Here is a 25,721-nt window from a genome sequence, read left to right as displayed (position 1 = left end):
ACAAGTCTGCCTTTGTGGGGATACTCACACCATGTCTGCCGAGTACGCGACCTTCGGCCTGGCACCGGCGATGCGAGCCGGTGGCGTCCTCGCCGACGGTGGTTACCAAGTGCACCGGGACTTCGTGGACTTCATCGTCGACGGACGCCCGCTGCTGTTCCAGCTCTCCGACCTCGACGCCGTCTCCCCCCTCGCCTCCGACGTCCCGCCCTCGATCTTCACCGCCCAGGTGCGCAGTCTGCTCCTGGAGGCCGAAGCACCCCTGACCAGCGGCCGTTACGTCATCTACGGCTGCCCCGAATGCGCCGACCTCGCCTGCGGGGCGGTGACCGCGGTGATAGAGCGGGACGGCGACGACTTCGTCTGGCGGGACTTCGCCTGGCAGACGGAGGAGGAGGCCGACCTCAAGCTCAACGGCTACACCGGCATCGGCCCCTTCCGCTTCCACGGCTCCGAGTACCGCGACGCCCTGCAGTCCCTGTTGCGCGAGTCGGACGCCGAGCCGTCGGCCCGGCGCCGGGTCCTCCTCATCGGCGCCCGCGTCTCCGTGCTCGCCCGACTCGCCGCCGCCCTGCGCGCCATCGGGATCGGCGCCGACATAGCGCAGGACGCCACCGGCGTGCCACCGGAGGAACTGCGCGGCTACGGCGCCGTGGCCTTCGGACGGGCCGTCGGCGCGGCGGACCGCGACGCCGTGCGGCGGACCTTCGACCGCGCGGGCGTCCAGGTCGCCTACGTCGACGGGCTCGCCCCGATCATCCCGCTCCTCGTCGCCCAGATCGAGCACGCCCTCGACCGCAGCCCGGCCGAACAGCGCCGCCTCACCCGTCTCGTCGCCGCCGACGGGCAGGCCGGCATCGAGATCACCTCCACCTGCCGGGTGGAGCTGACCGCCTACCGCCTCGACCGTCTCTACCGCCCCCACACCTACCGCTTCTTCGACGGCATCCTCCCGGCGGGCCGGCACCGCATCGGCCTGGACCCCAAGGCGGTGAAGGGAGAATCGTTCATCGTGGCGCGCACCTCGGGGACGGTGCTGGTGGAACCGATGGGCCGCTGAGCGCGCTCCGCCCGGTGCGACGCGCCCCGGGCGCCGCCCTGTCGTTAGGATCGCCCCCTGTGACCGCCACCCTCGTCGTCAAGAACCTCGCCGCCGGACACGGCGACCGCTCGCTCTTCACCGGACTGGACCTCGTCGTCGCCCCCGGTGATGTGATCGGGCTGGTCGGCGCAAACGGCGCCGGCAAATCCACGCTGCTGCGCCTGCTCGCCGGTCTGCTCCCACCGGAGGAGGGCGAGCTGCGGCTGTCCCCGCCGACCGCGACCGTCGGGCACCTGCCGCAGGAACCGGAGCGGCGGGAGGGCGAGACCGTACGGGAGTTCCTGGCCCGGCGCACGGGGGTCGCCGAGGCCCAGCGGGTGATGGACGAGGCGACCCAGGCGCTGGTGGAGGGCGCGCCGGGCTCCGACGACGCGTACTCGGTGAGCCTGGAGCGCTGGCTCGACCTCGGCGGCGCCGACCTCGACGAGCGGGCGGAGGAGGTCGCCGACTCCCTCGGCCTCGGCGTCGACCTGGACCAGCCGATGACCGGCCTCTCCGGCGGCCAGGCCGCCCGCGCCGGGCTCGCCTCCCTGCTGCTGTCCCGCTACGACGTCTTCCTCCTCGACGAACCCACCAACGACCTCGACCTGGACGGCCTGGAACGGCTCGAACGCTTCGTCTCCGGCCTGCGCGCGGGCACGGTCGTCGTCAGCCACGACCGCGAGTTCCTCACCCGCACGGTCACCAAGGTCCTCGAACTCGACCTCGCCCAGAACCAGATCAACCTCTACGGCGGCGGGTACGAGGCCTACCTGGAGGAGCGCGAGACCGCCCGCCGGCACGCCCGCGACGACTACGAGGAGTACGCCGACAAGAAGTCCGCCCTCCAGGACCGCGCCCAGATGCAGCGTTCCTGGATGGACAAGGGCGTCAAGAACGCGCGGCGCAAGGCGAACAACGACAACGACAAGATCGGCCGCAAGTTCCGCAGCGAGGCGAGCGAGAAGCAGGCCGCGAAGGCCCGGCAGACCCAGCGCATGATCGAACGGCTGGACGTGGTGGAGGAGCCGCGCAAGGAGTGGGAGCTGCGCATGGAGATCGCGGCGAGCCCGCGCTCCGGCGCCGTGGTCGCCACGATGCGTGACGCGGAGGTGCGGCGCGGCGACTTCGCCTTCGGCCCGGTCTCGCTGCAGATCGACTGGGCGGACCGCGTCGCCATCACCGGCGCGAACGGGGCCGGCAAGTCCACGCTCCTGGGCGCACTTCTCGGCCGGGTCCCGCTGGACTCGGGCCACGCCGCCCTGGGCTCCGGTGTCCTGGTCGGCGAGGTCGACCAGGCCCGCGCCCTCTTCCACGGCCCCGAGGCCCTCCTCGACGCCTTCGCCAAGGCCGTCCCCGACACCGAGCCCGCCGAGGTCCGCACCCTGCTCGCCAAGTTCGGCCTCAAGGCGGCCCACGTCCTACGGCCGGCGGTGACCCTCTCCCCGGGCGAACGCACCCGCGCGGCGCTGGCGCTGCTCCAGGGCCGAGGGGTCAACCTCCTGATCCTCGACGAGCCCACCAACCACCTGGACCTCCCGGCCATCGAGCAACTCGAATCCGCCCTCGACACGTACGAGGGCACGCTGCTCCTGGTGACCCACGACCGCCGCATGCTGGACGCGGTGAGGGTGACGAGACGCTTCGCGGTGGAGGCGGGCAAGGTGACGGAGAGCTGAGGGCGCGTCCCCGGCTGCGGCTGAGTGGGGCTTCTCGCGCAGTTCCCCGCGCCCCTGAGAGACCAGGCCCCCGTGGCCCTGAAAGGCGACCGGCGACGGGCCTGAAAAGCACGGGGCGCAGCCCCTGCTTTTCAGGGGCGCGGGGAACTGCGCGACCAGCCCCCACCGGGCCCGCACTCACCCACCCACCCCGAACCACTCACCCCCGCTTCTTGTTCACCAACCCCGCCCGCCGCAACGCATCAGCCATCGCACTGTTCGCCGGCGGCGGCGCCGCCGCACCACCCTGCCGCGAACCCCCACGCCCCTGCTGCCGAGGCGGCTGCCCCCCACGCGCCCCGCGCTGAGACCGAGCCCCTCCACCGGCCTGCCCGGCGGCGGCCCCCTTCGGCGCCGCCTCGTCGTCCAACCGCAGCGTCAGCGAGATCCGCTTCCGCGGAATGTCGACGTCGAGCACCTTCACCTTCACGATGTCCCCGGGCTTGACCACGTCACGCGGATCCTTGACGAACGTCCGGGACAGCGCGGAGACGTGCGCCAGCCCGTCCTGGTGGACACCGACGTCGATGAACGCCCCGAAGGCCGCGACGTTCGTCACGACGCCCTCCAGGACCATCCCGGCCTCCAGGTCGGAGATCTTCTCGACGCCCTCCTTGAAGGTGGCCGTCTTGAAGGCCGGCCGGGGGTCCCGCCCCGGCTTCTCCAGCTCCTTCAGGATGTCCGTCACCGTCGGCAGACCGAACGTCTCGTCCACGAAGTCGCGGGGCTTCAGCGACCGCAGCACACTCGTGTTGCCGATCAGCGCCGCGACCTCGCTGCCCGCCGTCTTCACCATCCGCCGCACCACCGGGTACGCCTCCGGGTGCACGCTGGACGCGTCCAGCGGGTCGGCGCCGCCCCGGATCCGCAGGAAGCCCGCGCACTGCTCGTACGCCTTGGGGCCGAGCCGCGCCACGCCCTTCAGCTCGGCACGCGAGGTGAAGGGGCCGTTGGTGTCGCGGTGGGCCACGATGTTCTCGGCGAGCCCGGAGGAGATGCCGGAGACCCGGGCGAGCAGCGGCGCGGAGGCGGTGTTGACGTCGACGCCCACACCGTTCACACAGTCCTCGACCACCGCGTCCAGGGAACGCGACAGCTTCACCTCGGACAGGTCGTGCTGGTACTGACCGACACCGATCGACCTGGGGTCGATCTTGACCAGCTCGGCGAGCGGGTCCTGGAGGCGGCGCGCGATGGAGACGGCGCCCCGCAGCGAGACGTCCATCCCGGGCAGCTCCTGCGAGGCGAACGCCGACGCCGAGTACACGGACGCGCCCGCCTCGGACACCATCACCTTGGTGAGCTGCAACTCCGGGTGCCGGGTGATCAGTTCACCGGCGAGCTTGTCGGTCTCGCGGGACGCCGTGCCGTTGCCGATGGCGATCAGTTCGACCGCGTGCTCCTTGGCCAGCCGCGCCAGCTTGGCGATGGCCTCGTCCCACTTGTTGGCCGGGACGTGCGGGTAGATGACGTCGGTGGCGACGACCTTGCCGGTGGCGTCCACCACGGCGACCTTCACCCCCGTACGGAAACCGGGGTCCAGGCCCAGCGTCGCCCGGGTCCCGGCGGGGGCGGCGAGGAGCAGGTCGCGCAGGTTCGCCGCGAACACGTTCACCGCCTCGTCCTCGGCGGCCGTCCGCAGCCGCAGCCGCAGATCGATGCCGAGGTGGACGAGGATCCGGGTCCGCCAGGCCCAGCGGACGGTGTCCGTCAGCCATTTGTCGCCGGGGCGCCCCCGGTCGGCGATCTGGAAGCGATGGGCGACGATTCCCTCGTACGACGAGGGGCCGGGCTGCTCGGAGGGCTCCTCCGGCTCCAGGACGAGATCGAGGACGTCCTCCTTCTCGCCGCGCAGCATCGCCAGGATGCGGTGCGAGGGCAGGTCGGTGAACGGCTCGGCGAAGTCGAAGTAGTCGGCGAACTTGGCGCCCGCCTCCTCCTTGCCCTCCTTCACCTTGGCGGCGAGGCGGCCCCGTACCCACATGCGCTCGCGCAGCTCGCCGATCAGGTCGGCGTCCTCCGAGAACCGCTCGGTGAGGATCGCCCGCGCGCCGTCGAGGGCGGCCTGCGGGTCCGCGACGCCCTTGTCGGCGTCCACGAACGCCGCGGCGGCGGCCAGCGGCTCGACGGTCGGGTCGCCGAGCAGGCCCTCGGCCAGCGGTTCGAGGCCGGCCTCGCGGGCGATCTGCGCCTTGGTGCGCCGCTTCGGCTTGAAGGGGAGGTAGATGTCCTCCAGGCGGGCCTTGGTCTCGGCGCCGCGGATCCGCTCCTCGACCTCGGGCGTCAACTTGCCCTGCTCGCGCACCGATTCGAGGATCGCGGCGCGCCGCTCCTCCAGCTCCCGCAGGTAGCGCAGCCGCTCCTCGAGCGTGCGCAGCTGCGCGTCGTCGAGCATCTCGGTCGCTTCCTTGCGGTACCGGGCGATGAAGGGCACGGTCGAACCGCCGTCGAGCAGCTCCACCGCGGCCCTGACCTGCCGCTCCCGTACGCCGAGCTCCTCGGCGATCCTGCCTTCGATGGACCGTACTTCGATGGACCCGGGTGTCGTCACGTTCCCGTACCGCCTTCTCCACTGAGGTTGCGCGGCAATTGTGGCAGGTGGCACCGACAGCGGGGGCTCAGGGAGGGAAACGCGCGGGTCCCGGACAGCGCGGGAGCCGGACGCGACCACGCGTCCGGCTCCCATGACTCACGGCCTGGAGCGTCCTCAGGCCCGGCGGGCCCGCCCGGTGCGGCGCGTCGAACTCGACGCGCCCCCGAAGAGCCGGGCCACGGCCCGGAACGGCAGCGTGACCACCGTCGCGATGGCCCCACCGATCTGCCGCAACACGTCTGCGATCGCACGGAACACGTACTTCCCCTTTCGTCTCCCGGCTGGCTGGGCCAGGAACGACCGGGTACCGCGTCCGGCTCCGTTCATGCCTGTGTCGTCCGAGCTCTCAGCCCTTGCCGATCATCCCCGCCGGGAACGCCCCCGCGCCGAGCATCGTCGTCACCAGGCCGGTCATCAGCTCGGTGAGCCGTTCCACCCCGGCCGCGCCCAGGCGCTCGTACGGGGCCAGGTCCAGGCGGTCCGTCGCGTCCTCGATGTCCCTGCGGAGAGCCGTGCCCGCCTGCGTCAGCCCGCCCTCGGCGTCGAGAAGCCCGCGCTCGCGGAGCCGGGCGCACGCCGCGTCCCAGTCGTCCCGCGTCCAGCCGCGCGTGGCGGTGGCCCACTTCGGCGACATGCCCTTCCCGGTCGCGGCATGGCTGGCCAGGGCCTCCACCGGGTCGAGACCGGCGTGCAGGAGCACCGCGAGATGTCCGTCGCCCCGGTGCTCCCGCAGCAGGGTGGCCGCGTGCCAGAGCGCGAGATGAGGGCGCTCGGGTACGGGGAGATCGGCGTGCGCGGCGTACAGGGGGCGCGCGGTCCGCGTGCACGCCTCCGTGGCGCGCAGCGCCAGCTCCGCCGCCTCGGCGATCTCCCCGGAGGCGATCAGCTCCTCGCCGAGGAGTCGGCGCAGCGTGGCGTCGACGGCACGCTCACGGGCGCCCAGCACGACAGTCGGCGACGCCGTCCCCCACACGGCGGGCACGTGCTCCGCCACCAGCTCGTGACGGAAGTTGAAGAACGTCGCCGTCACGGCGCCCGCGCCGACGGCGCCCAGGGCGGCGGCCCGTACGGCGAAGTACGCCGCCCTCGGGTCCTCGACCCCCACGGCGGCCAGCTCCCGCCCGAGGTCCGGCGAGAAGTAGTGCGCGGAGTGGAACGGATTGAGGAGGCTGTGGCAGCGCCGCCCGGCGCGCTCCGGCAGAGAAGAGGTCATGCCGGGCAGGTTACCGACTGGTTGGTACGTCGTCGGGGGCGCCCCCGCCCCGCCTCCGGCCATGGCAGGAAAGGTGGGGTGCTCGTCATTGCGGTCATGCTCCGGCGGCCCAAGAATCGAAGGCATGCGAACTGTCCTGGTCGTCCTCTTCGACGGCGTGCAGAGCCTCGACGTCACCGGCCCGCTGGAGGTCTTCGCCGGCGCGGAACAGCACACACCGGGGACCTACCGCATCCACACGGCCTCCCTGGACGGCGTACCCGTACGCACATCCAGCGGCCTCACCCTCGTCCCGGACCACACCCTCGACGCCGCCCCCGCCCCGCACACCCTGCTCGTCCCGGGCGGCCAGGGCACACGGAACCCGGCCGCCGGCGTCGTCGAGTGGCTGCGCGAGCACGGCTCGCGCGCGGAACGCCTGGTCTCGGTCTGCACCGGGGCCATCCTGCTCGCCGAGGCGGGCTTCCTGGACGGCCGCCGGGCGACCACCCACTGGGCGTACTGCGACACCCTGGCCCGCCGGCACCCGGCGGTCGAGGTCGACCCCGACCCCATCTTCGTCCGCGACGGGCACATCGCCACCTCCGCCGGCGTCACCGCCGGCATCGACCTCGCCCTCGCGCTCGTCGAGGAGGACATCGGCCGCGAGGCCGCCCTCGCCATCGCCCGTCATCTCGTCGTCTTTCTGCGCCGCCCGGGCAATCAGGCCCAGTTCAGCGCCCAGCTCGCCGCCCAGACCGCGCGACGGGAACCGCTGCGCGAGGTCCAGCGGTGGATCACCGAGCACCCCGGCGACGACCTGAGCGTCGAACACCTGGCCGCCCGAGCCCGGCTCTCGCCCCGCCACTTCGCCCGCGCCTTCCGCACCGAGACGGGCATGACCCCCGGCCGGTACGTCGACCGGGTCCGCCTCGAACACGCCCGCCGCCTCCTGGAGGACACCTCCGACGGAGTGGAGGAGGTCTCCCGCGCCTGCGGCTACGGCACCGCCGAGGCGATGCGCCGCGCCTTCGTCAAGGCGCTCGCCATCTCCCCGGCCGAGTACCGCCGCCGCTTCCGCCCGGCCGCCTCGCCCGCCCACTGAAAGGGAACCCCATGCAGATCGCCATCGTCCTCTTCGACCGCTTCACCGCCCTCGACGCCGTGGGCCCCTACGAGACGCTCGGCCGTCTCCCCGACGCCGAGCTCGTCTTCGTCGCCGAGGAGGCGGGCCCGGTCCGCTCCGACACCGGCGCACTCGCGCTCGTCGCCGACAGGACGCTCGCCGACGTCCCGAGTCCCGATGTCGTCGTGGTGCCGGGCGGCCCCGGCCAGTTCGAGCAGATGGAGAACGAGACCCTCTTCGACTGGCTGCGCACGGCCGACCGCACGAGCACCTGGACGACCTCCGTGTGCACCGGCTCCCTGATCCTGGCCGGCGCCGGGCTCCTCGAAGGCCGCCGGGCCACCTCGCACTGGCTGGCGCTGGACTTCCTGAAGCAGTACGGCGCCGAGCCGACGGGCGAGCGGGTCGTCCTCGACGGCAAGTACGTCACCGCGGCCGGGGTGTCCTCCGGCATCGACATGGGCCTGACCCTGGTGGGCCGGATCGCGGGCGACGACCACGCCATGGCCGTACAGCTGATGACCGAGTACGACCCGCAGCCGCCCTACGACGCCGGCGCCCCGCACAAGGCCCCCGCCCATCTGGTGGAGGAGTTCCGCACCAACAGCCGCTTCGCCCTCATGTGACCGGTGCCGGCCGCCCCTCACACCGTCCAGGTGAACCGGGGCTGCCGGCGCTCCAGGAACGCGGCGACGCCCTCCGCGGTGTCGCCGCTGCCGCGCGCCTGCTCGGACCAGTGGGCGTCACGGTCGGTGCGGCCGTTCGCGAACTCCTTGGCCGCCGCCTGCGTCAGCCGTGAGCGCGAGACCAGGGTCCGGGTGAACTCCGCGACCCGGCCCATGAGTTCGTCCTCGCGCAGCACCTCGTCCACCAGCCCCGTGCGCAGCGCCCGCTCCGTGTCGATCAGCTCGCCCGAGAACAGCAGGTACTTGGCCGTGCTCGGCCCGACCAGCGACACCAGCCTGCGGGTGGAGGAGGCGGGATAGACGAGCCCCAGTTTCGCCGGGGTGATCCCGAACAGCGCTCCCTCCTGCGCGAACCGCAGATCGCAGGCCGCCGCCAGCTGCGCCCCGCCGCCCACGCAGTGCCCCCGGATCGCCGCGAGGGTCGGCTTCGGGAAGGCGGCGAGGGCCTCCTCGGCGAGGCCGGCCAGCCCCTGGGCCTCGTCCGGTGACCCCCGCAGCGTGGAGATGTCGGCCCCCGCGCAGAACGTCCCGCCCTCCCCGGTGAGCACCAGGGCCCGTACCTCCGCGTCGTCGGCCAGGCGGTCGAGCAGTGGTGGCAGTGCCCGCCACATCCCGGCTGTCATGGCGTTGCGCTTGGCGGGGTGGTGGATCACGACGGTCGCGATCCCGTCGGCGACGGTGTCGCGCAGCTGAGGCTCCATGTCCCGGATGCTAGCCAGTCGCCCTCCGGGCGATCGGAGGCGGTGGGTGGGGTCGGGGGAGGAAGCGGGCGAGACCGGCGTCAAACGCGTACAACCCGAATAGTTCCGAAAGCGACGCATATCGAAACGGTGCTGTCATGTGCCCGACCGACTCGCTCACGAGTGATCCGAAAGTCGCCGATACACGCTGACTTCTGTTCAGTTCTCCGTGTGCGGTGCCGAGTTGCGAACACTCGACATGTGGTGACAATCGAGCGCAAGGGTGGCGACCGGACCATGGACGACCAAGGGCGCGGGAGCGACCCACGCCCTGACGGCGGCGGGCACGGACCCGACGACCGGAGGCCACCGGAGCCACTGCCTTACGAAGGGGTCTGGCGGTTCACCGCTGCCGCCGTCGACGCCTCGGTGCCGCAGGCGCGGCGCGCCGTCCGGGAACTGCTGGCCCGCCAGGGCGTGCCGATCTCGGACGACCTCGTCCAGGGGCTCCTGCTGATCGTCTCCGAGCTGGTGACCAACGCCGTGAAACACGCGGCGCTCCTGTCGCCCACGCTCGCCGTCGAGGTCGCCGTCGGAGCCGAGTGGGTGCGGGTCTCGGTGGAGGACAACCACCCCTACCGCCCGACCGCCCTGGAGACCGACCACGGCCGGCTGGGCGGCCGTGGACTGCTCCTGGTGCGGGAGATCACGCTGGAGGCGGGCGGGGCCTGCGACGTGGAGCACACCGCGAGCGGCGGCAAGGTGATCTGGGTCGCCCTGCCGCTCGAACCCGCACATCTGATCCAGGGGTGAGGCCGCCGGCCCCGGGCCGGCGGCCGCCGGTCACCAGCCCGCGGCCGGCCCCGTCAGCTCCCTGACCGCCGGACGCGCCGCGTCCAGGACCGTCATGAACCACGCCGAGAACGGGTCCTTGGCATGCCGCTCCGCCAGCTCCGCCGGGGTGACGAACGCGGTGTCCCCGACCTCCTCCGGGTCCGGCCGGAGCGGGGACTGGAGCAGCCCGACGAAGAGATGGTTGTACTCCTGCTCCACCAGACCCGAGTCCGGGTCCGGGTGGTTGTAGCGGACTGTGCCCGCCTCGCCGAGCAGCGCGGGGGAGACCCCCAGCTCCTCGTGGGTACGCCGCGCGGCCGCCGCGAAGGGGGACTCGCCCGGGTAGGGGTGACCGCAGCAGGTGTTCGACCAGACACCGGGGGAGTGGTACTTGCCGAGGGCCCGCTGCTGGAGCAGCAGCCGCCCGCGCTCGTCGAAGAGGAAGACGGAGAACGCCCGGTGCAGTTGACCGGGCGGCTGATGAGCGGCCAGCTTCTCCGCGGTGCCGATCGTGGTGCCGTCCTCGTCGACCAGCTCCAGCAGGATCGCTTCCGTGGTGCCGCTCTCGGGACTGTGCATCGCGGTGGCAGGTGTGATCGGCATGCCCATCCTTCGCCTCGTTCTTCGAGCCTCAAGTCTGCCGCACGCAACCGGTGCTTCCGGCACTTCGCGGTCGACCCGCATGTCCTACCCGCACACCCCGGGCGGAGACACATGGGCCGTGGATCAGACCCCGAAAGCGGCCGCGTACCTGATGGTGCCGGGTGCCACCGCGGCGGATCCGTCCAGGACCAGCGCCATCATCGCCTCGTCCGGCACCTCGAACCCGGGCCGGACGCCGTACTCGGACGCCCGTACGAAGCCGAAGCGCGGGTAGTACGCGGGATGCCCCAGGACGAGGACGAGCCGCTCCCCACGCGCGCGTGCCGCCTCCAGCACCGCGCGTACGACGGCCGCGCCCGCCCCCTGCCGCTGGTGCTCCGGCAGCACCGCGACGGGGGCCAGCGCCAGCGCGGGCACCTCGTCGACATGGCAGCGGGTGATCAGCGCGTACGCCGCGACCGTGCCGTCCGGGGCCTCGGCGACGTAGGACAGGTCGGGCAGCCACGCGCCGGGATCCTCGCGCAGCGCGTCGACCAGCCGCGCCTCCGCGTCGGTCTCGAAGGCGGCGGCATTGACGCCGTACACCCCCGCGCGGTCGGCGGACGTCTCCGGTCGCGTGGTCCAGCCGGTGGTCAGTGGCACAGCTTCGCCTCGTGTTCCGCGTGGCCGCCCGGCTCCAGCTGGAAGGTGCAGTGCTCGACGTCGAAGTGGTCGCCGATGCAGCCCTGGAGGTCGTGCAGCATCTTCTCGTGGCCGATGGAGTCCAGCGTGTCCGAGCTGACCACCACATGGGCGGAGAGCACCGGCATGCCGGAGGTGATGGTCCAGGCGTGCAGATCGTGGACGTCCTCCACGCCGGGCAGCGCCAGGATATGGGCCCGCACCTCGGCCATGTCGACGTTCTTCGGCGCCGCTTCCAGCAGGACGTCGAGGGTCTCGCGCAGCAGCTTCACCGTTCGCGGGATGATCATCACACCGATGGCGAGCGAGGCGATCGGGTCGGCGGCCTGCCAGCCGGTGAGCAGGATGACCGTCGCGGAGATGATCACTGCCAATGAACCGAGCGCGTCCGCGGCCACCTCCAGGAAGGCGCCCCGGACGTTGAGGCTCTCCTTCTGGCCCCGCATCAGCAGCGACAGCGAGATCATGTTCGCCACCAGACCGATCGCGCCGAAGACGACGGTCAGCCCGCCCTGGGTCCCGACCGGGGTGATGAACCGCTGGATCGCCTCGTACAGCACATAGCCGCCGACGCCGAGCAGCAGCAGACAGTTGGCGAGCGCCGCGAGTATCTCGGCGCGGGCGTAGCCGAAGGTGCGGTTGCCGCTCGGCGGACGGTTCGCGAAGTGGATCGCGAGGAGCGCCATGCCGAGGCCCACCGCGTCCGTCGCCATGTGCGCCGCGTCGGCGATGAGCGCCAGTGAATCGGCGAGCACGCCGCCGACGATCTCGACCACCATGACGGTGAGCGTGATCGACAGCGCGATCCGCAGCCGCCCGCGGTAGGCCGCTGCCGCCGTACCGCTGGTCGGCGCGTGCTGCGCGTGCCCGTGATCGTGACCGGCCCCCATGGGATCCGCCTCTCTCATGCGTCCGTGTGTTCGGCTCCGGATCACAGTCAACTACGGGTGGGGGGTATCCGGCAACGCGGCACTGAACACCGTTGTCATGTGCCCTGACCTGCGGAAACGAGTACGCAGGTCAGAGCGCCGCATGATCGGGGACGGTGGTCGGGAACGGCCGGAAAAGGTCAGAGACCGCGGTGCAGCCGCCACCCCGCCCACGCCGACTCGACCATCTCGCGCACCCCTCGCCGGGCCGTCCAGCCGAGCTCGCGCCGCGCCCGCTCGGCCGAGGCGACCGCGCGCGGCGCGTCACCGGGGCGGCGGGGCTCGACGAGCGCGGGACGGCGGTCCCCGGTCACCTCGCCGATGAGGTCGACGAGTTCGCGGACCGAAACGCCTTCGCCCCGGCCGATGTTCACGGTCAGGTCGCCCGAGACGTCCCCGGCGGTCAGGCGCCGGGCCGCCGCGAGGTGCGCGTCGGCGAGATCGGCGACATGGATGTAGTCCCGGATGCAGGTGCCGTCCGGGGTCGGGTAGTCGTCGCCGAAGATCCGCGGGGCCTCGTCACGGGTGAGGCGGTCGAAGACCATCGGGATGACGTTGAAGATGCCGGTGTCGGCCAGGGCGGGCTCCGCGGCGCCGGCCACGTTGAAGTAGCGCAGACACACGGTCGCGATGCCGTGGGCCCGCCCCGCCGCCCGGACCAGCCACTCCCCGGCCAGCTTGGTCTCGCCGTACGGGCTCATCGGGGCGCACGGCGTGTCCTCCGTGATGAGGTCCGCGTCCGGGTTGCCGTAGACGGCCGCGGAGGAGGAGAAGAGGAAGCGCTCGACCCCGGCGGCGGCCGACGCCTCCAGGAGCGTGGCGAGGCCGCCGACGTTCTCCTGGTAGTAACGGGTGGGCTGGGCGACCGACTCGCCCACCTGCTTGCGCGCCGCGAGGTGGACCACACCGGTCACGGCGTGCTCGGTGAGCACCCGCTTGAGCAGGTCGCCGTCGAGGGCGGAGCCGTGGATCAGGGGGATGTCCTCGGGGAGGCGGCCGCGGACCCCCGCGGAGAGGTCGTCGAGGGCGACGACGCGTTCACCGGCCCCGGTCATGACCTTCGCCACGTGTGCGCCGATGTAGCCCGCCCCGCCTGTGATCAGCCATGTCATGCGGTCACTTTATGCGGGGGGTGTGGTGTGCCTATTCGCCGTAGGGGGTGTGGAGGAGTGGCGGGTGCCCGTGCGGTCGTGGCTGGTCGCGCAGTTCCCCGCGCCCCTTCAAGGGCGCGGAACCCGGCCTCTCGTGGAGGAGCGAGCCCGTTCTTTCGTCCCCTATTTCCCGATATCCGCACCGGAGTTTGTGGCGCAACCCCCACATCCCCGATGATGATCGCGGCGGAGGGCCGACGGCTTGAGCAGGCCGAACTGATCCGGCCGTGAACGGGCGGTGAACGCCTCCTTCTCTTCATCCGATAACCTCTGCCGACACGCCGCCGGGTCGCAGCGGGCCGGGGCGCCTCCACCACGTACATGTCCGGCGCGGTCGCGTCGGCACCCAGGGAGTGAGTTCGTCTGTCGACCGCCATCCTCACCGGTCAGCCGGTCCCCGGATCGTCGCTGGAGGGCGATCTGCGGTCGCTCGGCTTCGACGTACGGACCGCCTCCGACGCCGGTGACGCCGAGACGCTCCTGGCGACGGTGCCCGCGGACCAGCGGGTCGCGATCGTCGACGCCCGTTTCGTGGGCCATGTGCACGCCCTGCGCCTGGGACTCACCGACCCCCGCTTCGAGGCCGCCGCCCTCCCGGGCGCCGTGACCGTGCGGCCCGCCGCCCGTCAGGCGCTCACCCGGGCGCTGGCCCGCGAGAGCTCGGACGCGGGCGGCACCACGGCCGTCGCCGTGGACAGCGTCGCCGACCGGGTCGTCGCCGCCCTCGACGCCGACGGCGTCGGTCTGTACCGCCCGGAGCTGGGCACCCTGGTCGCCGCCGTCCCCGCCGACCCGCAGGCCCGCAACGAGGCCCGCCAGGCGGTCACCGCCGTCGACGACGAGGCCGTACGGCTGCGTACGGCGGTGAAGTCCCGCGACGGCTTCTTCACCACGTACTTCATCAGCCCGTACTCCCGCTACATCGCCCGCTGGTGCGCCCGCCGGGGCCTGACCCCGAACCAGGTCACGACGGCCTCGCTGATCACCGCGCTGATCGCGGCCGGCTGCGCGGCCACCGGCACCCGCGGCGGCTTCGTCGCGGCCGGTCTCCTGCTGATCTTCTCCTTCGTCCTCGACTGCACCGACGGCCAGCTGGCCCGCTACTCGTTGCAGTACTCGACCCTCGGCGCCTGGCTCGACGCCACCTTCGACCGCGCCAAGGAGTACGCCTACTACGCGGGCCTCGCCCTCGGCGCCGCGCGTGGCGGTGACGACGTATGGGCCCTGGCCCTCGGCGCGATGGTCCTGCAGACCTGCCGCCACGTCGTCGACTTCTCCTTCAACGAGGCGAACCACGACGCCACCGCCAACACCAGCCCCACCGCCGCCCTCTCCGGCAAACTCGACAGCGTCGGCTGGACGGTGTGGGTACGGCGCATGATCGTGCTGCCGATCGGCGAACGCTGGGCCATGATCGCCGTCCTCACGGCTCTCACCACGCCGCGCATCACCTTCTACGCGCTGCTCATCGGGTGCGCCTTCGCCGCGACGTACACCACGGCGGGCCGTGTGCTGCGCTCGCTGACCCGCAAGGCGCAGCGCACGGACCGGGCGGCCCAGGCGCTCGCGGACCTCGCGGACACCGGCCCGCTCGCCGAAGCGCTGGCGCGGTTCCTGCCGGGCCCGCCGCGCAAGACGGCACTCCTCAGCGCGGCCTTCGGAGCCGTGGCCGTGGTGACCGCCGCCTGGCTCTGGGGCCCTGCCTGGCAGCTCGTCGCCCTGGCCGCCCTGTACGTCGGGCTGTCGGCCGAAGCCGTCGAGCGCTCCCTCAAGGGCCCTCTCGACTGGCTGATCCCGCCCCTCTTCCGCGCCGCCGAATACGGCACCATCCTGCTGCTGGCGGCCAAGGCCGAGGTGAACGGCGCCCTCCCCGCGGCTTTCGGGCTGGTGGCGGCCGTCGCCTACCATCACTACGACACGGTGTACCGCATCCGCGGCGACGCAGGCGCGCCGCCGCGGTGGCTGGTGCGGGCGATCGGCGGTCACGACGGCAGGACCCTGCTGGTCACCGTCCTGGCCGCGCTGCTCGCGCCCACAGAGTTCACAGTCGCGCTCACGGCTCTCGCCGTGGCCGTGGCCCTGCTGGTGCTCCTCGAGAGCATCCGCTTCTGGGTGATCGCCCACAAGACCGGCGCACCCGCCGTACACGATGAAGGAGAACCCGCATGATCGGCCTCGTGCTGGCGGCCGGCGCCGGACGGCGTCTGCGCCCCTACACCGACACCCTCCCCAAGGCACTCGTGCCGGTCGGGCCCGAAGGGTCCGTGGAGGGAGACGCGGAGCACCTCACGGTTCTCGACCTCACCCTCGGCAACTTCGCCGAGATCGGCCTGACCGAGGTCGCGATCATCGTCGGGTACCGCAAGGAGGCCGTCTACGAGCGCCGCGAGGCGCTGGAGCAGAAGTACGGCGTCAAGATCACCCTGATCGACAACGACAAGGCCGAGGAGTGGAACAACGCCTACTCCCTGTGGTGCGGCCGTGACGCCATCAAGCACTCGGTGATCCTCGCCAACGGCGACACCGTGCACCCGGTCTCCGTCGAGAAGACCCTGCTCGCCGCCCGCGGCGACGGCAAGAAGATCATCCTCGCCCTCGACACGGTGAAGTCCCTCGCCGACGAGGAGATGAAGGTCGTCGTCGGCCCCGAGGGCGGCATGACCAAGATCACCAAGCTGATGGACCCGGCCGAGGCGACCGGCGAGTACATCGGCGTCACCCTCATCGAGGGCGAGGCCGCCGACGAGCTGGCCGACGCCCTGAAGACGGTCTTCGAGACGGACCCGCAGCAGTTCTACGAGCACGGCTACCAGGAGCTCGTGAACCGGGGCTTCCGTATCGACGTCGCGCCCATCGGTGACGTCAAGTGGGTCGAGATCGACAACCACGACGACCTCGCCAAGGGACGTGAGATCGCGTGCCAGTACTGACGAGGCTCATCCCCTCGCCGGTCGTCGTGGACATCCGTCCCGGCGCGCTCGATGATCTGGCGACGATCCTGTCGGACCAGCGCATCGCGCCGTCGGGCCGGCTGGCCTTCGCGATCAGCTCGCGCTCCGGCGCCGCGCTGCGCGACCGGTTCGCCCCGGCCCTGCCGGAGGCGGACTGGTTCAGCGACGCCGACGGCACCATCGACGGAGCGGTACGGCTGGCCGACTCGATCAAGAAGGGCGGTCACTACGACGCCGTGGTCGGGCTCGGCGGCGGCAAGGTCATCGACTGCGCCAAGTACGCGGCCGCCCGGGTGGGCCTGCCGCTGGTCGCCGTCGCCACCAACCTCGCCAACGACGGTCTGTGCTCCCCGGTGGCGACCCTCGACAACGACGCGGGCCGCGGCTCCTACGGGGTGCCGAACCCGATCGGCATCGTCATCGACCTCGACGTCATCCGCGAGGCCCCGGTGCGCTTCGTGCGGGCCGGCATCGGCGACGTGATCTGCAAGATCTCCGCCGTGGCCGACTGGGAGCTGTCCAGCCGGGAGACCGGCGAGAAGGTCGACGGACTGGCCGCCGCCATGGCCCGCCAGGCCGCCGAGGCCGTGCTGCGCCACCCCGGCGGGGTCGGCGACGACGAGTTCCTGACCACGCTCTCCGAGTCCCTCGTGCTGTGCGGGATCTCCATGTCCGTGGCCGGCGACAGCCGTCCCGCCTCGGGCGCCTGCCACGAGATCAGCCACGCGTTCGACCTGACCTTCCCCAAGCGCAACGCCCTGCACGGCGAACAGTGCGGTCTCGGGGGCGCGTTCGCCACGTTCCTGCGGGGCAACCACGAGGTCGCGGGCCAGATGGTCGAGGTCCTGCGCCACCACGGCCTGCCCGTCCTCCCGGACGAGATCGGCTTCACCGTGGACGAGTTCGTCCAGGTCGTGGAGTTCGCCCCGCAGACCCGGCCGGGCCGCTACACCATCCTGGAACACCTCGAACTGAGCACCGAACAGATCAAGGACGCCTACGCCGACTATGCCAAAGCCATCAGTAGCTGAGCTGCGCCCGGTCGTTCACCCCCCGGGTGTGAAGGACCGCCGCAGCGGTGAGCACTGGGCCGGCCGGCTCTACATGCGCGAGATCTCGCTGCGGATAGACCGGCACCTGGTGAACACCCGGGTCACGCCCAACCAGCTGACCTACCTGATGACCGTCTTCGGCGTCCTCGCCGCCCCGGCCCTGCTCGTGCCGGGCATCCCGGGCGCCGTCCTCGGTGTGCTGATGGTCCAGCTGTACCTGCTGTTCGACTGCGTCGACGGCGAGCTCGCCCGCTGGCGCAAGCAGTACTCGATGACCGGCGTCTACGTCGACCGGGTCGGTGCCTACCTGTGCGACGCGGCCGTCCTCGTCGGCTTCGGCCTGCGCGCGGCCGACCTGTGGGGCACCGGCCGGATCGACTGGCTGTGGGCCTTCCTCGGCACGCTCGCCGCGCTCGGCGCCATCCTGATCAAGGCCGAGACGGACCTCGTCGGGGTCGCCCGGCACCAGACCGGCAAGCCGCCGGTCCAGGAGTCGGCCGCCGAGCCGCGCTCCTCCGGCATGGCGCTGGCCCGCAGGGCCGCCGCCGCCCTGAAGTTCCACCGGCTGATCCTCGGCGTCGAGGCCTCCCTGCTGATCCTGGCCCTCGCGGTCGTGGACCAGATCCGGGGCGACCTCTTCTTCTCCCGGGTGGGCGTCGCCGTCCTGGCCGGCATCGCGCTGCTCCAGACCCTGCTGCACCTGGTGTCGATCCTCGTCTCCAGCAGGCTGAAGTGAGCGGCGGCATGAAGGTCGGCGCGGTGATCATCACCATGGGCAACCGCCCGGACGAACTCCGCGCCCTCCTCGACTCGGTCGCCAAGCAGGAGGGCGACCGGGTCGAGGCGGTCGTCGTCGGCAACGGCTCGCCCGTCCCGGACGTCCCCGAGGGCGTCCGGACGGTCGAGCTGCCCGAGAACCTCGGCATCCCCGGCGGGCGCAACATCGGCATAGAGGCGTTCGGCCCCAGCGGCCGCGACGTCGACGTGCTGCTCTTCCTCGACGACGACGGCCTGCTCGCCCACCACGACACCGCCGAACTCTGCCGCCGGGCCTTCGAGGCCGACCCGAGGCTCGGCATCGTCAGCTTCCGGATCGCCGACCCGGAGACCGGCGAGACCCAGCGGCGCCATGTGCCCCGGCTGCGGGCGGCCGACCCGATGCGCTCCTCCCGGGTCACCACCTTCCTCGGCGGCGCCAACGCCGTACGCACCCAGGTGTTCGCCGAAGTCGGCGGCCTCCCGGACGAATTCTTCTACGCGCACGAGGAAACCGACCTGGCATGGCGGGCCCTCGACGCGGGCTGGATGATCGACTACCGGTCCGACATGGTGCTGTACCACCCCACGACCGCGCCCTCCCGGCACGCGGTCTACCACCGCATGGTCGCGCGCAACCGCGTCTGGCTCGCCCGCCGTAACCTCCCGGCCCCGCTCGTCCCGGTCTACCTGGGCGTCTGGCTGCTGCTGACCCTGCTCCGCAAGCCCTCCGGACCGGCCCTGAAGGCCTGGTTCGGCGGCTTCAAGGAGGGCTGGAGCAGCCCCTGCGGTCCCCGCCGGCCCATGAAGTGGCGTACGGTGTGGCGGCTGACCCGGCTGGGACGCCCTCCCGTCATCTGACACGCTCGAAATCTGAGAGCATGCGGCCGTACCCGGTCCAGGTTTCCGCCTCGGCCCGACCAGGCCGCGCACTTTGAGGACGAAAGTTTCCATTTGTGAGTGAGACAACGCATGACGGCAGGGTTGTGGTGAGCGACCGTCCGTCGCCCGACGACGGGCTCTCCGCGACGGAACTGGCCGCCAAGTACGGGCTCGCCGTGAGCGGCGCCCGGCCCGGACTCGTGGAGTACGTCCGCCAGATGTGGGGGCGGCGCCATTTCATCCTGGCCTTCTCGCAGGCGAAGCTCACCGCGCAGTACAGCCAGGCCAAGCTCGGTCAGCTGTGGCAGGTGGCCACCCCGCTGCTCAACGCGCTGGTGTACTTCCTGATCTTCGGCCTGATCCTCGGCGCGGACCGCGGCATGCCCCGCGAGGTCTACATCCCGTTCCTGGTCACGGGTGTGTTCGTGTTCACCTTCACGCAGAGCTCGGTGATGGCGGGCGTCCGCGCGATCTCCGGCAACCTGGGCCTCGTGCGCGCGCTGCACTTCCCGCGCGCCTCGCTGCCGATCTCCTTCGCGCTCCAGCAGCTCCAGCAACTGCTGTTCTCGATGATCGTGCTGTTCTGCGTGGCGGTCGGCTTCGGCAGCTATCCGAAGCCGTCCTGGCTGCTGATCCTCCCCGTGCTCGCGCTGCAGTTCCTCTTCAACACCGGCCTCGCGCTGATCATGGCCCGCATGGGGTCCAAGACCCCGGACCTCGCGCAGCTGATGCCGTTCGTGATGCGGACCTGGATGTACGCCTCCGGCGTCATGTTCTCCATCCCGGTGATGCTGGAGGACCACCCGAAGTGGATCGCCGACGTCCTCCAGTGGAACCCGGCGGCGATCTACATGGACCTGATGCGCTTCGCGCTGATCGACGGCTACGGCTCCGAGAACCTGCCCCCGCACGTGTGGGCGGTCGCCGGCGGCTGGGCCGTGCTGATCGCGCTCGGCGGTTTCGTGTACTTCTGGAAGGCGGAGGAGAGGTACGGCCGTGGCTGAGTCACTCATCCCCACCGTCATCGCGGACGAGCTGCACATCGTCTACCGCGTCAACGGCGCCAAGACCGGCAAGGGCAGCGCCACCGCCGCCCTCAGCCGCATCCTCAAGCGCGGCGAGGAGCGGGGCGTGCGCAAGGTGCATGCCGTCAAGGGCGTCTCCTTCGTCGCCTACCGGGGCGAGGCCATCGGTCTCATCGGCTCCAACGGCTCGGGCAAGTCGACCCTGCTGCGGGCCATCGCCGGTCTGCTCCCGGCGGAGAAGGGCAAGGTCTACACCGACGGCCAGCCCTCGCTGCTCGGTGTCAACGCCGCCCTGATGAACGACCTCACGGGCGAGCGCAACGTCATATTGGGCGGCCTGGCGATGGGCATGTCCCGCGACCAGATCAAGGAGCGCTACCAGGGCATCGTCGACTTCTCCGGCATCAACGAGAAGGGCGACTTCATCACCCTGCCGATGCGCACCTACTCCTCCGGCATGGCGGCCCGCCTGCGTTTCTCCATCGCGGCCGCCAAGGACCACGACGTGCTGATGATCGACGAGGCCCTCGCCACCGGTGACCGCGCCTTCCAGAAGCGCTCCGAGGCCCGCATCCGCGAGCTGCGCAAGGAGGCCGGCACGGTCTTCCTGGTCAGCCACAACAACAAGTCCATCCGCGACACCTGCGACCGCGTCCTGTGGCTGGAGCGCGGGGAGCTGCGCATGGACGGCCCGACCGACGAGGTGCTCAAGGAGTACGAGAAGTTCACGGGCAAGTAGTCCCGCACGACCCGGGCCCCGCCGGAACTGCTCCGGCGGGGCCCGGCGTCTGCAAGGGACACAGGGGCGGGGCGCTCGTCCGGCCGACCGGGGACGGCATCCGCAAAGGAATCGCCAACTTCGGCAAGGATGTGTCAACTCCGGCCGCTCATAGGAATCTTGGGGGCAATCGGTGCGTTCTTGTGATGCGCCGGACACCCCTACGGAGCATGGTGCGTTGTACAACGTAAGCTGTACCGGTGCCGAATCGCGGCAAGTGGGTCCATAATGCGCGACACCCGGCATCAGCCGCAGACGCCGCCCACTGGGCGGCGTGTCCGAAATAGTGCGTATTGGGTCGGCAGTGTAGAACGGGAGATGTGACGGCCATGGCTATGGAGACTCCCCAGCGCAACCACGCTTCTGCCGTTCCCGCGCCGGGTGACGAGCGGTGACCGAAACCGGGACGGCGCGCGCCGCGGACCCGGAGCGCGACACCCTCGACAAGGCCCGGGCCGAGAACTTTCCCGTCGCCCCGTTCTTCCTGCCCAGGGCCTGGCGAGACGACCTCATGGCCGTCTACGGTTTCGCCCGCCTCGTCGACGACATCGGTGACGGCGACCTCGCCCCCGGCGGCGCCGACGCCCGCCTCCTGGGCCTCGCCCCGCAGGACGCAGACGACCGGCTGCTCCTGCTGGACGCCTTCGAGGCCGACCTCGGCAAGGTCTTCGACGGCACCCCCAGTCACCCCCTGCTGCGCAGGCTCCGGCACACCGTCCGCCGGCGATCCCTCACCCCCGAGCCGTTCCTCGCGCTGATCGCCGCCAACCGCCAGGACCAGCTGGTCAAGCGGTACGAGACCTACGACGACCTGCTCGCCTACTGCGCGCTGTCCGCCAACCCGGTCGGTCACCTGGTCCTCGCCGTCACCGGCGCCACCACCCCCGAGCGGGTCCGGCACTCGGACGCGATCTGCACCGCACTGCAGATCGTCGAACACCTCCAGGACGTCGCGGAGGACCTGCGCCGCGACCGGATCTACCTCCCCGCCGCGGACCTGAAGCGCTTCCACGTCCCCGAAGCGGACCTCGCCGCGCCCTCAGCGGGCGCGTCGGTGCGCGCCCTCGTCGCCTGCCAGGCCGAGCGCGCCCGCGACCTCCTGGACGAGGGCGCCCCCCTCGTGGACAGCGTCCACGGCAGGCTGAGGCTGCTCCTCGCGGGGTTCGTGGCGGGGGGCAGGGCGGCCGTCCGCGCCATCGCCGCCGCCGAGTTCGACGTACTTCCCGGCCCGCCCAAGCCCGGCAAGCTCCGGCTGCTGCGCGAGGTGGGCGCGACCCTGCGAGGAGAGGGGTGATCCGGACCGTGGAGTCGGAACCACACGTGTCCGCGCCGGTACTCGCCGCCTACAGCTACTGCGAGGCCGTCACCGGACAGCAGGCCCGCAACTTCGCCTACGGCATCAGGCTGCTGCCGACCCCCAAGCGCCGCGCGATGTCCGCGCTGTACGCGTTCTCCCGGCGGGTCGACGACATCGGTGACGGCGCCCTCGCGATCGAGGCCAAGGCGACCCGGCTGGAGGAGACCAGAGCGCTGCTGACCCGGGTCAGGGCCGGCGCGGTCGACGACGACGACACCGATCCCGTCGTGGTCGCCCTCGCCCACGCGGCGGCCGCCTTCCCGATCCCGCTGGACGCCCTCGACGAACTCATCGACGGCGTCCTCATGGACGTGCGCGGCGAGCACTACGAGACCTGGGACGACCTGAAGGTCTACTGCCGCTGCGTCGCCGGCGCCATCGGCCGGCTCTCGCTCGGTGTCTTCGGCACGGAACCCGGCGCGCGCGGTGCGGAACGCGCCCCGGAGTACGCCGACACCCTCGGACTCGCACTCCAACTCACCAACATCCTCAGGGACGTTCGCGAGGACGCGGAGGGCGGACGCACCTATCTGCCCGCCGACGACCTCGCGAAGTTCGGCTGCTCGGCGGGGTTCGCCGGGCCTCTGCCACCCGCCGACTCCGACTTCGCGGGTCTGGTGCACTTCGAGGTGCGCCGGGCCCGCGCCCTGTTCGCCGAGGGGTACCGGCTGCTGCCGATGCTCGACCGCCGCAGCGGCGCCTGCGTCGCCGCCATGGCCGGCATCTACCGCAGGCTGCTCGACCGCATCGAGCGCGAGCCGGAGGCCGTGCTGCGTGGACGCGTCTCGCTGCCCGGCCGGGAGAAGGCCTACGTCGCCGTGCGCGGCCTCTCGGGTCTGGACGCCCGCCATGTCTCACGCCGTACCGTCAGGAGGCGCGTCTGATGGACAATCCGGTCCAAGGCGAACCCATCGGCGAAAAGTGGTACGCAACCCTCCGCACCCATGACGCGTCCCAGACTGCGACGGTCCGCCGCGAACCGCTCCGGCACCCCGGCGGACCGGCAGGGGAGGGTGCACGATGACCGACGGAGCACAGTCGGAGGCACTGCTTGACGCGGATCGCGAGGGCCGGCGCCCGCGCACGGCCGTGGTGGTCGGCGGCGGGCTGGCGGGCATCACCGCCGCGCTCTCGCTCGCGGACGCGGGCGTCCGGGTCACCCTGCTGGAAGGACGGCCCCGCCTCGGCGGACTCGCCTTCTCCTTCCAGCGCGGCGACCTCACCGTCGACAACGGACAGCATGTGTACCTGCGGTGCTGCACCGCCTACCGCTGGTTCCTCGACCGGGTCGACGCCGCCGCGCTCGCCCCCTTGCAGGATCGTCTCGACGTGCCGGTTCTCGACGCCGAGGGCCGGCCCGGCAGACGGCTCGGCAGGCTGCGGCGCGACGCGCTGCCGGTACCGCTGCACCTGGGGCGCAGCCTCGCCACGTACACCCATCTCTCGCTCGCCGAGCGCGCCCGGGTGGGGCGGGCCGCGCTGGCGCTCAAGGCGCTCGACCTCGACGATCCCGTGCTGGACGAGCGGGACTTCGGTAGCTGGCTGGCCGCCCAGGGACAGTCGGCGCGGGCCGTCGAGGCACTGTGGGACCTCGTCGGGGTCGCCACCCTCAACGCGGTGGCCGGCGACGCCTCCCTCGCGCTCGCCGCGATGGTGTTCAAGACGGGCCTGCTCTCCGAGCCGGGCGCCGCCGACATCGGCTGGGCCCACGTCCCGCTCGGCGAACTGCACGACCGGCGGGCCCGCAAGGCGCTCGACTCGGCGGGCGTCCGTACCGTGCTCCGCGCCCGAGCCGGCTCCGTCTCCCGTGCGGAGAACGGGAGTTGGCGGGTCGAGGTGCCCGGCGAGACCCTCGACGCGGACGCGGTCGTGCTCGCCGTACCCCAGCGCGAGACGCACGACCTGCTGCCCGGGGGCGCCCTCGACGAGCCCGGACGGCTGCTGGAGATCGGCACCGCGCCGATCCTCAACGTCCATGTGGTGTACGACCGCAAGGTGCTCAGCAGGCCCTTCTTCGCGGCGCTCGGCTCACCCGTCCAGTGGGTCTTCGACCGGACCGAGGCCTCGGGCCTGCGCGACGGCCAGTACCTGGCGCTGTCGCAGTCGGCGGCGCGGAGCGAGATCGACGCACCGGTCTCCGTCCTGCGCGAGCGGTATCTGCCCGAGCTGGAGCGGCTGTTGCCCGGCGCGCGCGGCGCCGGGGTGAAGGACTTCTTCGTGACCCGGGAGCGCACCGCGACCTTCGCTCCCACCCCCGGCGTCGGACGGCTCAGGCCCGGCGCCCGCACCAAGGCACCCGGCCTGTACCTGGCCGGAGCGTGGACCGCCACCGGGTGGCCCGCGACCATGGAGAGCGCGGTCCGCAGCGGCATCGCGGCGGCGGACGCCGCCCTCGCCGCCGCGGGCCGGCCCCGGAACCGCCTCGTCGACCACGAGGAGGCGGCATGACGCCGCAGGCGCACCGGACCGGCTCCCGCACTCCCGGTACCGCGAACACATCGACATCTGGAGAGACTGTGCCCACTGTGCCCCCGGCCGTGACGGCCGCCGCGAGGACCGCGGTGGACGTGACCGCGCTCCTGGAGCGCGGGCGGACCCTGGCCACACCCGTGCTGCGGGCGGCCGTCGACCGGCTGGCGCCCCCGATGGACACCGTCGCCGCCTACCACTTCGGCTGGATCGACGCCCACGGCAACCCGGCGGACGGCGACGGCGGCAAGGCCGTACGCCCCGCGCTCGCCGTCATGTCCGCCGAGGTCACCGGCGCCGCGCCCGAGACCGGCATCCCCGGCGCGGTCGCCGTGGAGCTGGTGCACAACTTCTCGCTGCTGCACGACGACCTGATGGACGGCGACGAACAGCGCCGCCACCGCGACACCGTGTGGAAGGTGCACGGCCCCGCCCAGGCCATCCTCGTCGGCGACGCCCTGATGGTCCTCGCCAACGAGATCCTCCTCGAACTCGGCACCGCCGAGGCGGCGCGCGCCACCCGCCGCGTCACCACGGCGACCCGTGCCCTCATCGACGGACAGGCCCAGGACATCTCCTACGAGCACCGCGAGCGGGTCACCGTCGAGGAGTGCCTGGAGATGGAGGGCAACAAGACCGGCGCCCTGCTCGCCTGCGCCTGCTCCATCGGTGCGGTCCTCGGCGGCGCCGACGACCGCACCGCCGACACGCTGGAGACGTACGGCTACCACCTCGGCCTCGCCTTCCAGGCCGTGGACGACCTGCTGGGCATCTGGGGCGACCCGGTCTCCACCGGCAAGCAGACCTGGAGCGACCTGCGCCAGCGCAAGAAGTCCCTGCCCGTCGTGGCCGCCCTCGCGGCCGGCGGCCCGGCCTCCGAGCAACTGGGCGAACTCCTCGCCGCCGACGCCAAGGCGAGCGACTTCGAGAACTTCTCCGAGGCGGAGTTCGCCGCGCGCGCCGCCCTCATCGAGGAGGCGGGCGGCCGCGAATGGGCCGTCGAGGAGGCGCGCCGCCAGCACCGGATCGCCATCGACGCGCTGGACTCGATCCGGATGCCCGAGCGGGTCCGGGAGGAGTTCGCGGCGCTCGCGGACTTCGTCGTCGTACGGAAGAGATGAGCACCATCCCCCAGGAGCCGACCGTCATCGGTCGAATAGCCCTCGCGTAGTCGCCG

At 71.9% G+C, this 25,721-nt stretch carries 25 protein-coding genes; 17 read left to right on the top strand and 8 right to left on the bottom strand.

What is annotated here, in order from left to right:
* Positions 1–31: 31 nt before the first annotated feature.
* Entirely contained in the window at positions 32–1,060 is a 1,029-nt protein-coding gene (locus tag HW837_RS06695; protein WP_045556801.1) for a hypothetical protein, read from the top strand.
* A 59-nt stretch (positions 1,061–1,119) separates the two neighbouring features.
* The gene (locus HW837_RS06690) at positions 1,120–2,760 is read left to right on the top strand and encodes an ABC-F family ATP-binding cassette domain-containing protein (RefSeq protein WP_193379938.1); all 1,641 of its coding nucleotides are present in this window, start codon (positions 1,120–1,122) and stop codon (positions 2,758–2,760) included.
* 199 nt (positions 2,761–2,959) lie between these two features.
* Here the strand turns inward: HW837_RS06690 and HW837_RS06685 are convergent, their stop codons facing one another.
* The 3 genes from HW837_RS06685 to HW837_RS06675 all read right to left on the bottom strand — a co-directional run bounded on the left by HW837_RS06685 (position 2,960) and on the right by HW837_RS06675 (position 6,605).
* Positions 2,960–5,350, bottom strand: a complete 2,391-nt coding sequence (locus tag HW837_RS06685) for a Tex family protein (RefSeq protein WP_193379939.1) — start codon at positions 5,348–5,350, stop codon at positions 2,960–2,962.
* Between the two features lie 156 nt (positions 5,351–5,506).
* Entirely contained in the window at positions 5,507–5,650 is a 144-nt protein-coding gene (locus HW837_RS06680; RefSeq protein WP_169797823.1) for an LPFR motif small protein, read from the bottom strand.
* 88 nt (positions 5,651–5,738) lie between these two features.
* Complete coding sequence (locus HW837_RS06675) at positions 5,739–6,605, bottom strand: SCO6745 family protein (protein WP_193379940.1); 867 nt, start codon at positions 6,603–6,605, stop codon at positions 5,739–5,741.
* A 124-nt stretch (positions 6,606–6,729) separates the two neighbouring features.
* On the opposite strand from HW837_RS06675, the gene HW837_RS06670 reads away from it, so the two are divergent.
* Together HW837_RS06670 and HW837_RS06665 are read left to right on the top strand one after the other, a co-directional pair.
* Complete coding sequence (locus HW837_RS06670; RefSeq protein ID WP_193379941.1) at positions 6,730–7,689, top strand: GlxA family transcriptional regulator; 960 nt, start codon at positions 6,730–6,732, stop codon at positions 7,687–7,689.
* A gap of 11 nt (positions 7,690–7,700) precedes the next feature.
* Positions 7,701–8,336, top strand: coding sequence for a DJ-1/PfpI family protein (locus HW837_RS06665; RefSeq protein WP_045556806.1), 636 nt, complete (start codon positions 7,701–7,703; stop codon positions 8,334–8,336).
* Between the two features lie 17 nt (positions 8,337–8,353).
* On the opposite strand, the gene HW837_RS06660 is transcribed toward HW837_RS06665, so the two are convergent.
* Positions 8,354–9,097: an enoyl-CoA hydratase/isomerase family protein gene (locus tag HW837_RS06660; RefSeq protein ID WP_045556807.1), complete on the bottom strand. Its 744-nt coding sequence runs from the start codon at positions 9,095–9,097 to the stop codon at positions 8,354–8,356.
* 276 nt (positions 9,098–9,373) lie between these two features.
* Here HW837_RS06660 and HW837_RS06655 point away from each other — a divergent pair, with 276 nt between their 5' ends.
* Positions 9,374–9,889, top strand: coding sequence for an ATP-binding protein (locus HW837_RS06655; RefSeq protein WP_045556922.1), 516 nt, complete (start codon positions 9,374–9,376; stop codon positions 9,887–9,889).
* Positions 9,890–9,919: 30 nt separating this feature from the next.
* On the opposite strand, the gene idi is transcribed toward HW837_RS06655, so the two are convergent.
* From idi to galE, 4 genes are all read right to left on the bottom strand, one after another.
* Positions 9,920–10,513, bottom strand: coding sequence for an isopentenyl-diphosphate Delta-isomerase (gene idi / locus HW837_RS06650; protein ID WP_045556923.1), 594 nt, complete (start codon positions 10,511–10,513; stop codon positions 9,920–9,922).
* Positions 10,514–10,636: 123 nt separating this feature from the next.
* Positions 10,637–11,155, bottom strand: a complete 519-nt coding sequence (locus HW837_RS06645) for a GNAT family N-acetyltransferase (protein ID WP_045556808.1) — start codon at positions 11,153–11,155, stop codon at positions 10,637–10,639.
* Positions 11,146–12,084 carry a cation diffusion facilitator family transporter gene (locus HW837_RS06640; protein WP_045556809.1) on the bottom strand — a complete coding sequence of 313 codons (939 nt, stop codon included), beginning with the start codon at positions 12,082–12,084 and terminating at the stop codon, positions 11,146–11,148. Before HW837_RS06640 ends, HW837_RS06645 begins: the two co-directional genes overlap by 10 nt.
* 179 nt (positions 12,085–12,263) lie before the next feature.
* Positions 12,264–13,235 (bottom strand): UDP-glucose 4-epimerase GalE, encoded by a 972-nt coding sequence (gene galE, locus HW837_RS06635; protein WP_093788712.1) that lies wholly within the window; start codon positions 13,233–13,235, stop codon positions 12,264–12,266.
* Between the two features lie 402 nt (positions 13,236–13,637).
* On the opposite strand from galE, the gene HW837_RS06630 reads away from it, so the two are divergent.
* The 12 genes from HW837_RS06630 (at position 13,638) to HW837_RS06580 (ending at position 25,665) form a co-directional block, all read left to right on the top strand.
* On the top strand, positions 13,638–15,443 hold the full coding sequence (locus HW837_RS06630) for a DUF5941 domain-containing protein (RefSeq protein ID WP_093788710.1): 1,806 nt from the start codon (positions 13,638–13,640) through the stop codon (positions 15,441–15,443).
* Entirely contained in the window at positions 15,440–16,204 is a 765-nt protein-coding gene (locus tag HW837_RS06625) for a phosphocholine cytidylyltransferase family protein (protein ID WP_045556812.1), read from the top strand. Before HW837_RS06630 ends, HW837_RS06625 begins: the two co-directional genes overlap by 4 nt.
* Positions 16,192–17,256: an iron-containing alcohol dehydrogenase family protein gene (locus tag HW837_RS06620; protein ID WP_193379943.1), complete on the top strand. Its 1,065-nt coding sequence runs from the start codon at positions 16,192–16,194 to the stop codon at positions 17,254–17,256. Before HW837_RS06625 ends, HW837_RS06620 begins: the two co-directional genes overlap by 13 nt.
* Positions 17,257–17,284: 28 nt before the next feature.
* Positions 17,285–18,013 carry a CDP-alcohol phosphatidyltransferase family protein gene (locus HW837_RS06615; protein ID WP_045556814.1) on the top strand — a complete coding sequence of 243 codons (729 nt, stop codon included), beginning with the start codon at positions 17,285–17,287 and terminating at the stop codon, positions 18,011–18,013.
* 8 nt (positions 18,014–18,021) lie between these two features.
* Positions 18,022–18,894, top strand: coding sequence for a glycosyltransferase family 2 protein (locus tag HW837_RS06610; RefSeq protein WP_196789246.1), 873 nt, complete (start codon positions 18,022–18,024; stop codon positions 18,892–18,894).
* Positions 18,895–18,989: 95 nt separating this feature from the next.
* On the top strand, positions 18,990–19,919 hold the full coding sequence (locus HW837_RS06605) for an ABC transporter permease (RefSeq protein ID WP_045556816.1): 930 nt from the start codon (positions 18,990–18,992) through the stop codon (positions 19,917–19,919).
* The gene (locus HW837_RS06600; protein ID WP_045556817.1) at positions 19,912–20,679 is read left to right on the top strand and encodes an ABC transporter ATP-binding protein; all 768 of its coding nucleotides are present in this window, start codon (positions 19,912–19,914) and stop codon (positions 20,677–20,679) included. Before HW837_RS06605 ends, HW837_RS06600 begins: the two co-directional genes overlap by 8 nt.
* Before the next feature lie 430 nt (positions 20,680–21,109).
* Positions 21,110–22,012 carry a squalene synthase HpnC gene (hpnC, locus tag HW837_RS06595; RefSeq protein WP_193379944.1) on the top strand — a complete coding sequence of 301 codons (903 nt, stop codon included), beginning with the start codon at positions 21,110–21,112 and terminating at the stop codon, positions 22,010–22,012.
* A complete protein-coding gene (hpnD, locus tag HW837_RS06590) occupies positions 22,009–22,959 on the top strand; it encodes a presqualene diphosphate synthase HpnD (RefSeq protein ID WP_045556819.1) in 951 nt (316 codons plus the stop codon). The genes hpnC and hpnD overlap by 4 nt, the downstream gene beginning before the upstream one ends.
* Entirely contained in the window at positions 22,959–23,099 is a 141-nt protein-coding gene (locus tag HW837_RS50290) for a DUF6380 family protein (protein ID WP_390623590.1), read from the top strand. Before hpnD ends, HW837_RS50290 begins: the two co-directional genes overlap by 1 nt.
* Complete coding sequence (gene hpnE / locus HW837_RS06585; RefSeq protein ID WP_045556820.1) at positions 23,096–24,523, top strand: hydroxysqualene dehydroxylase HpnE; 1,428 nt, start codon at positions 23,096–23,098, stop codon at positions 24,521–24,523. The genes HW837_RS50290 and hpnE overlap by 4 nt, the downstream gene beginning before the upstream one ends.
* Positions 24,520–25,665, top strand: a complete 1,146-nt coding sequence (locus HW837_RS06580) for a polyprenyl synthetase family protein (RefSeq protein WP_093788708.1) — start codon at positions 24,520–24,522, stop codon at positions 25,663–25,665. Before hpnE ends, HW837_RS06580 begins: the two co-directional genes overlap by 4 nt.
* The last annotated feature ends 56 nt before the right edge of the window (positions 25,666–25,721 follow it).

It is taken from the genome of Streptomyces caniscabiei (genome assembly GCF_014930365.1).
In the GTDB taxonomy this organism is placed as follows: domain Bacteria; phylum Actinomycetota; class Actinomycetes; order Streptomycetales; family Streptomycetaceae; genus Streptomyces; species Streptomyces caniscabiei.
This window is presented reverse-complemented; position numbering and strand designations above follow the sequence as displayed.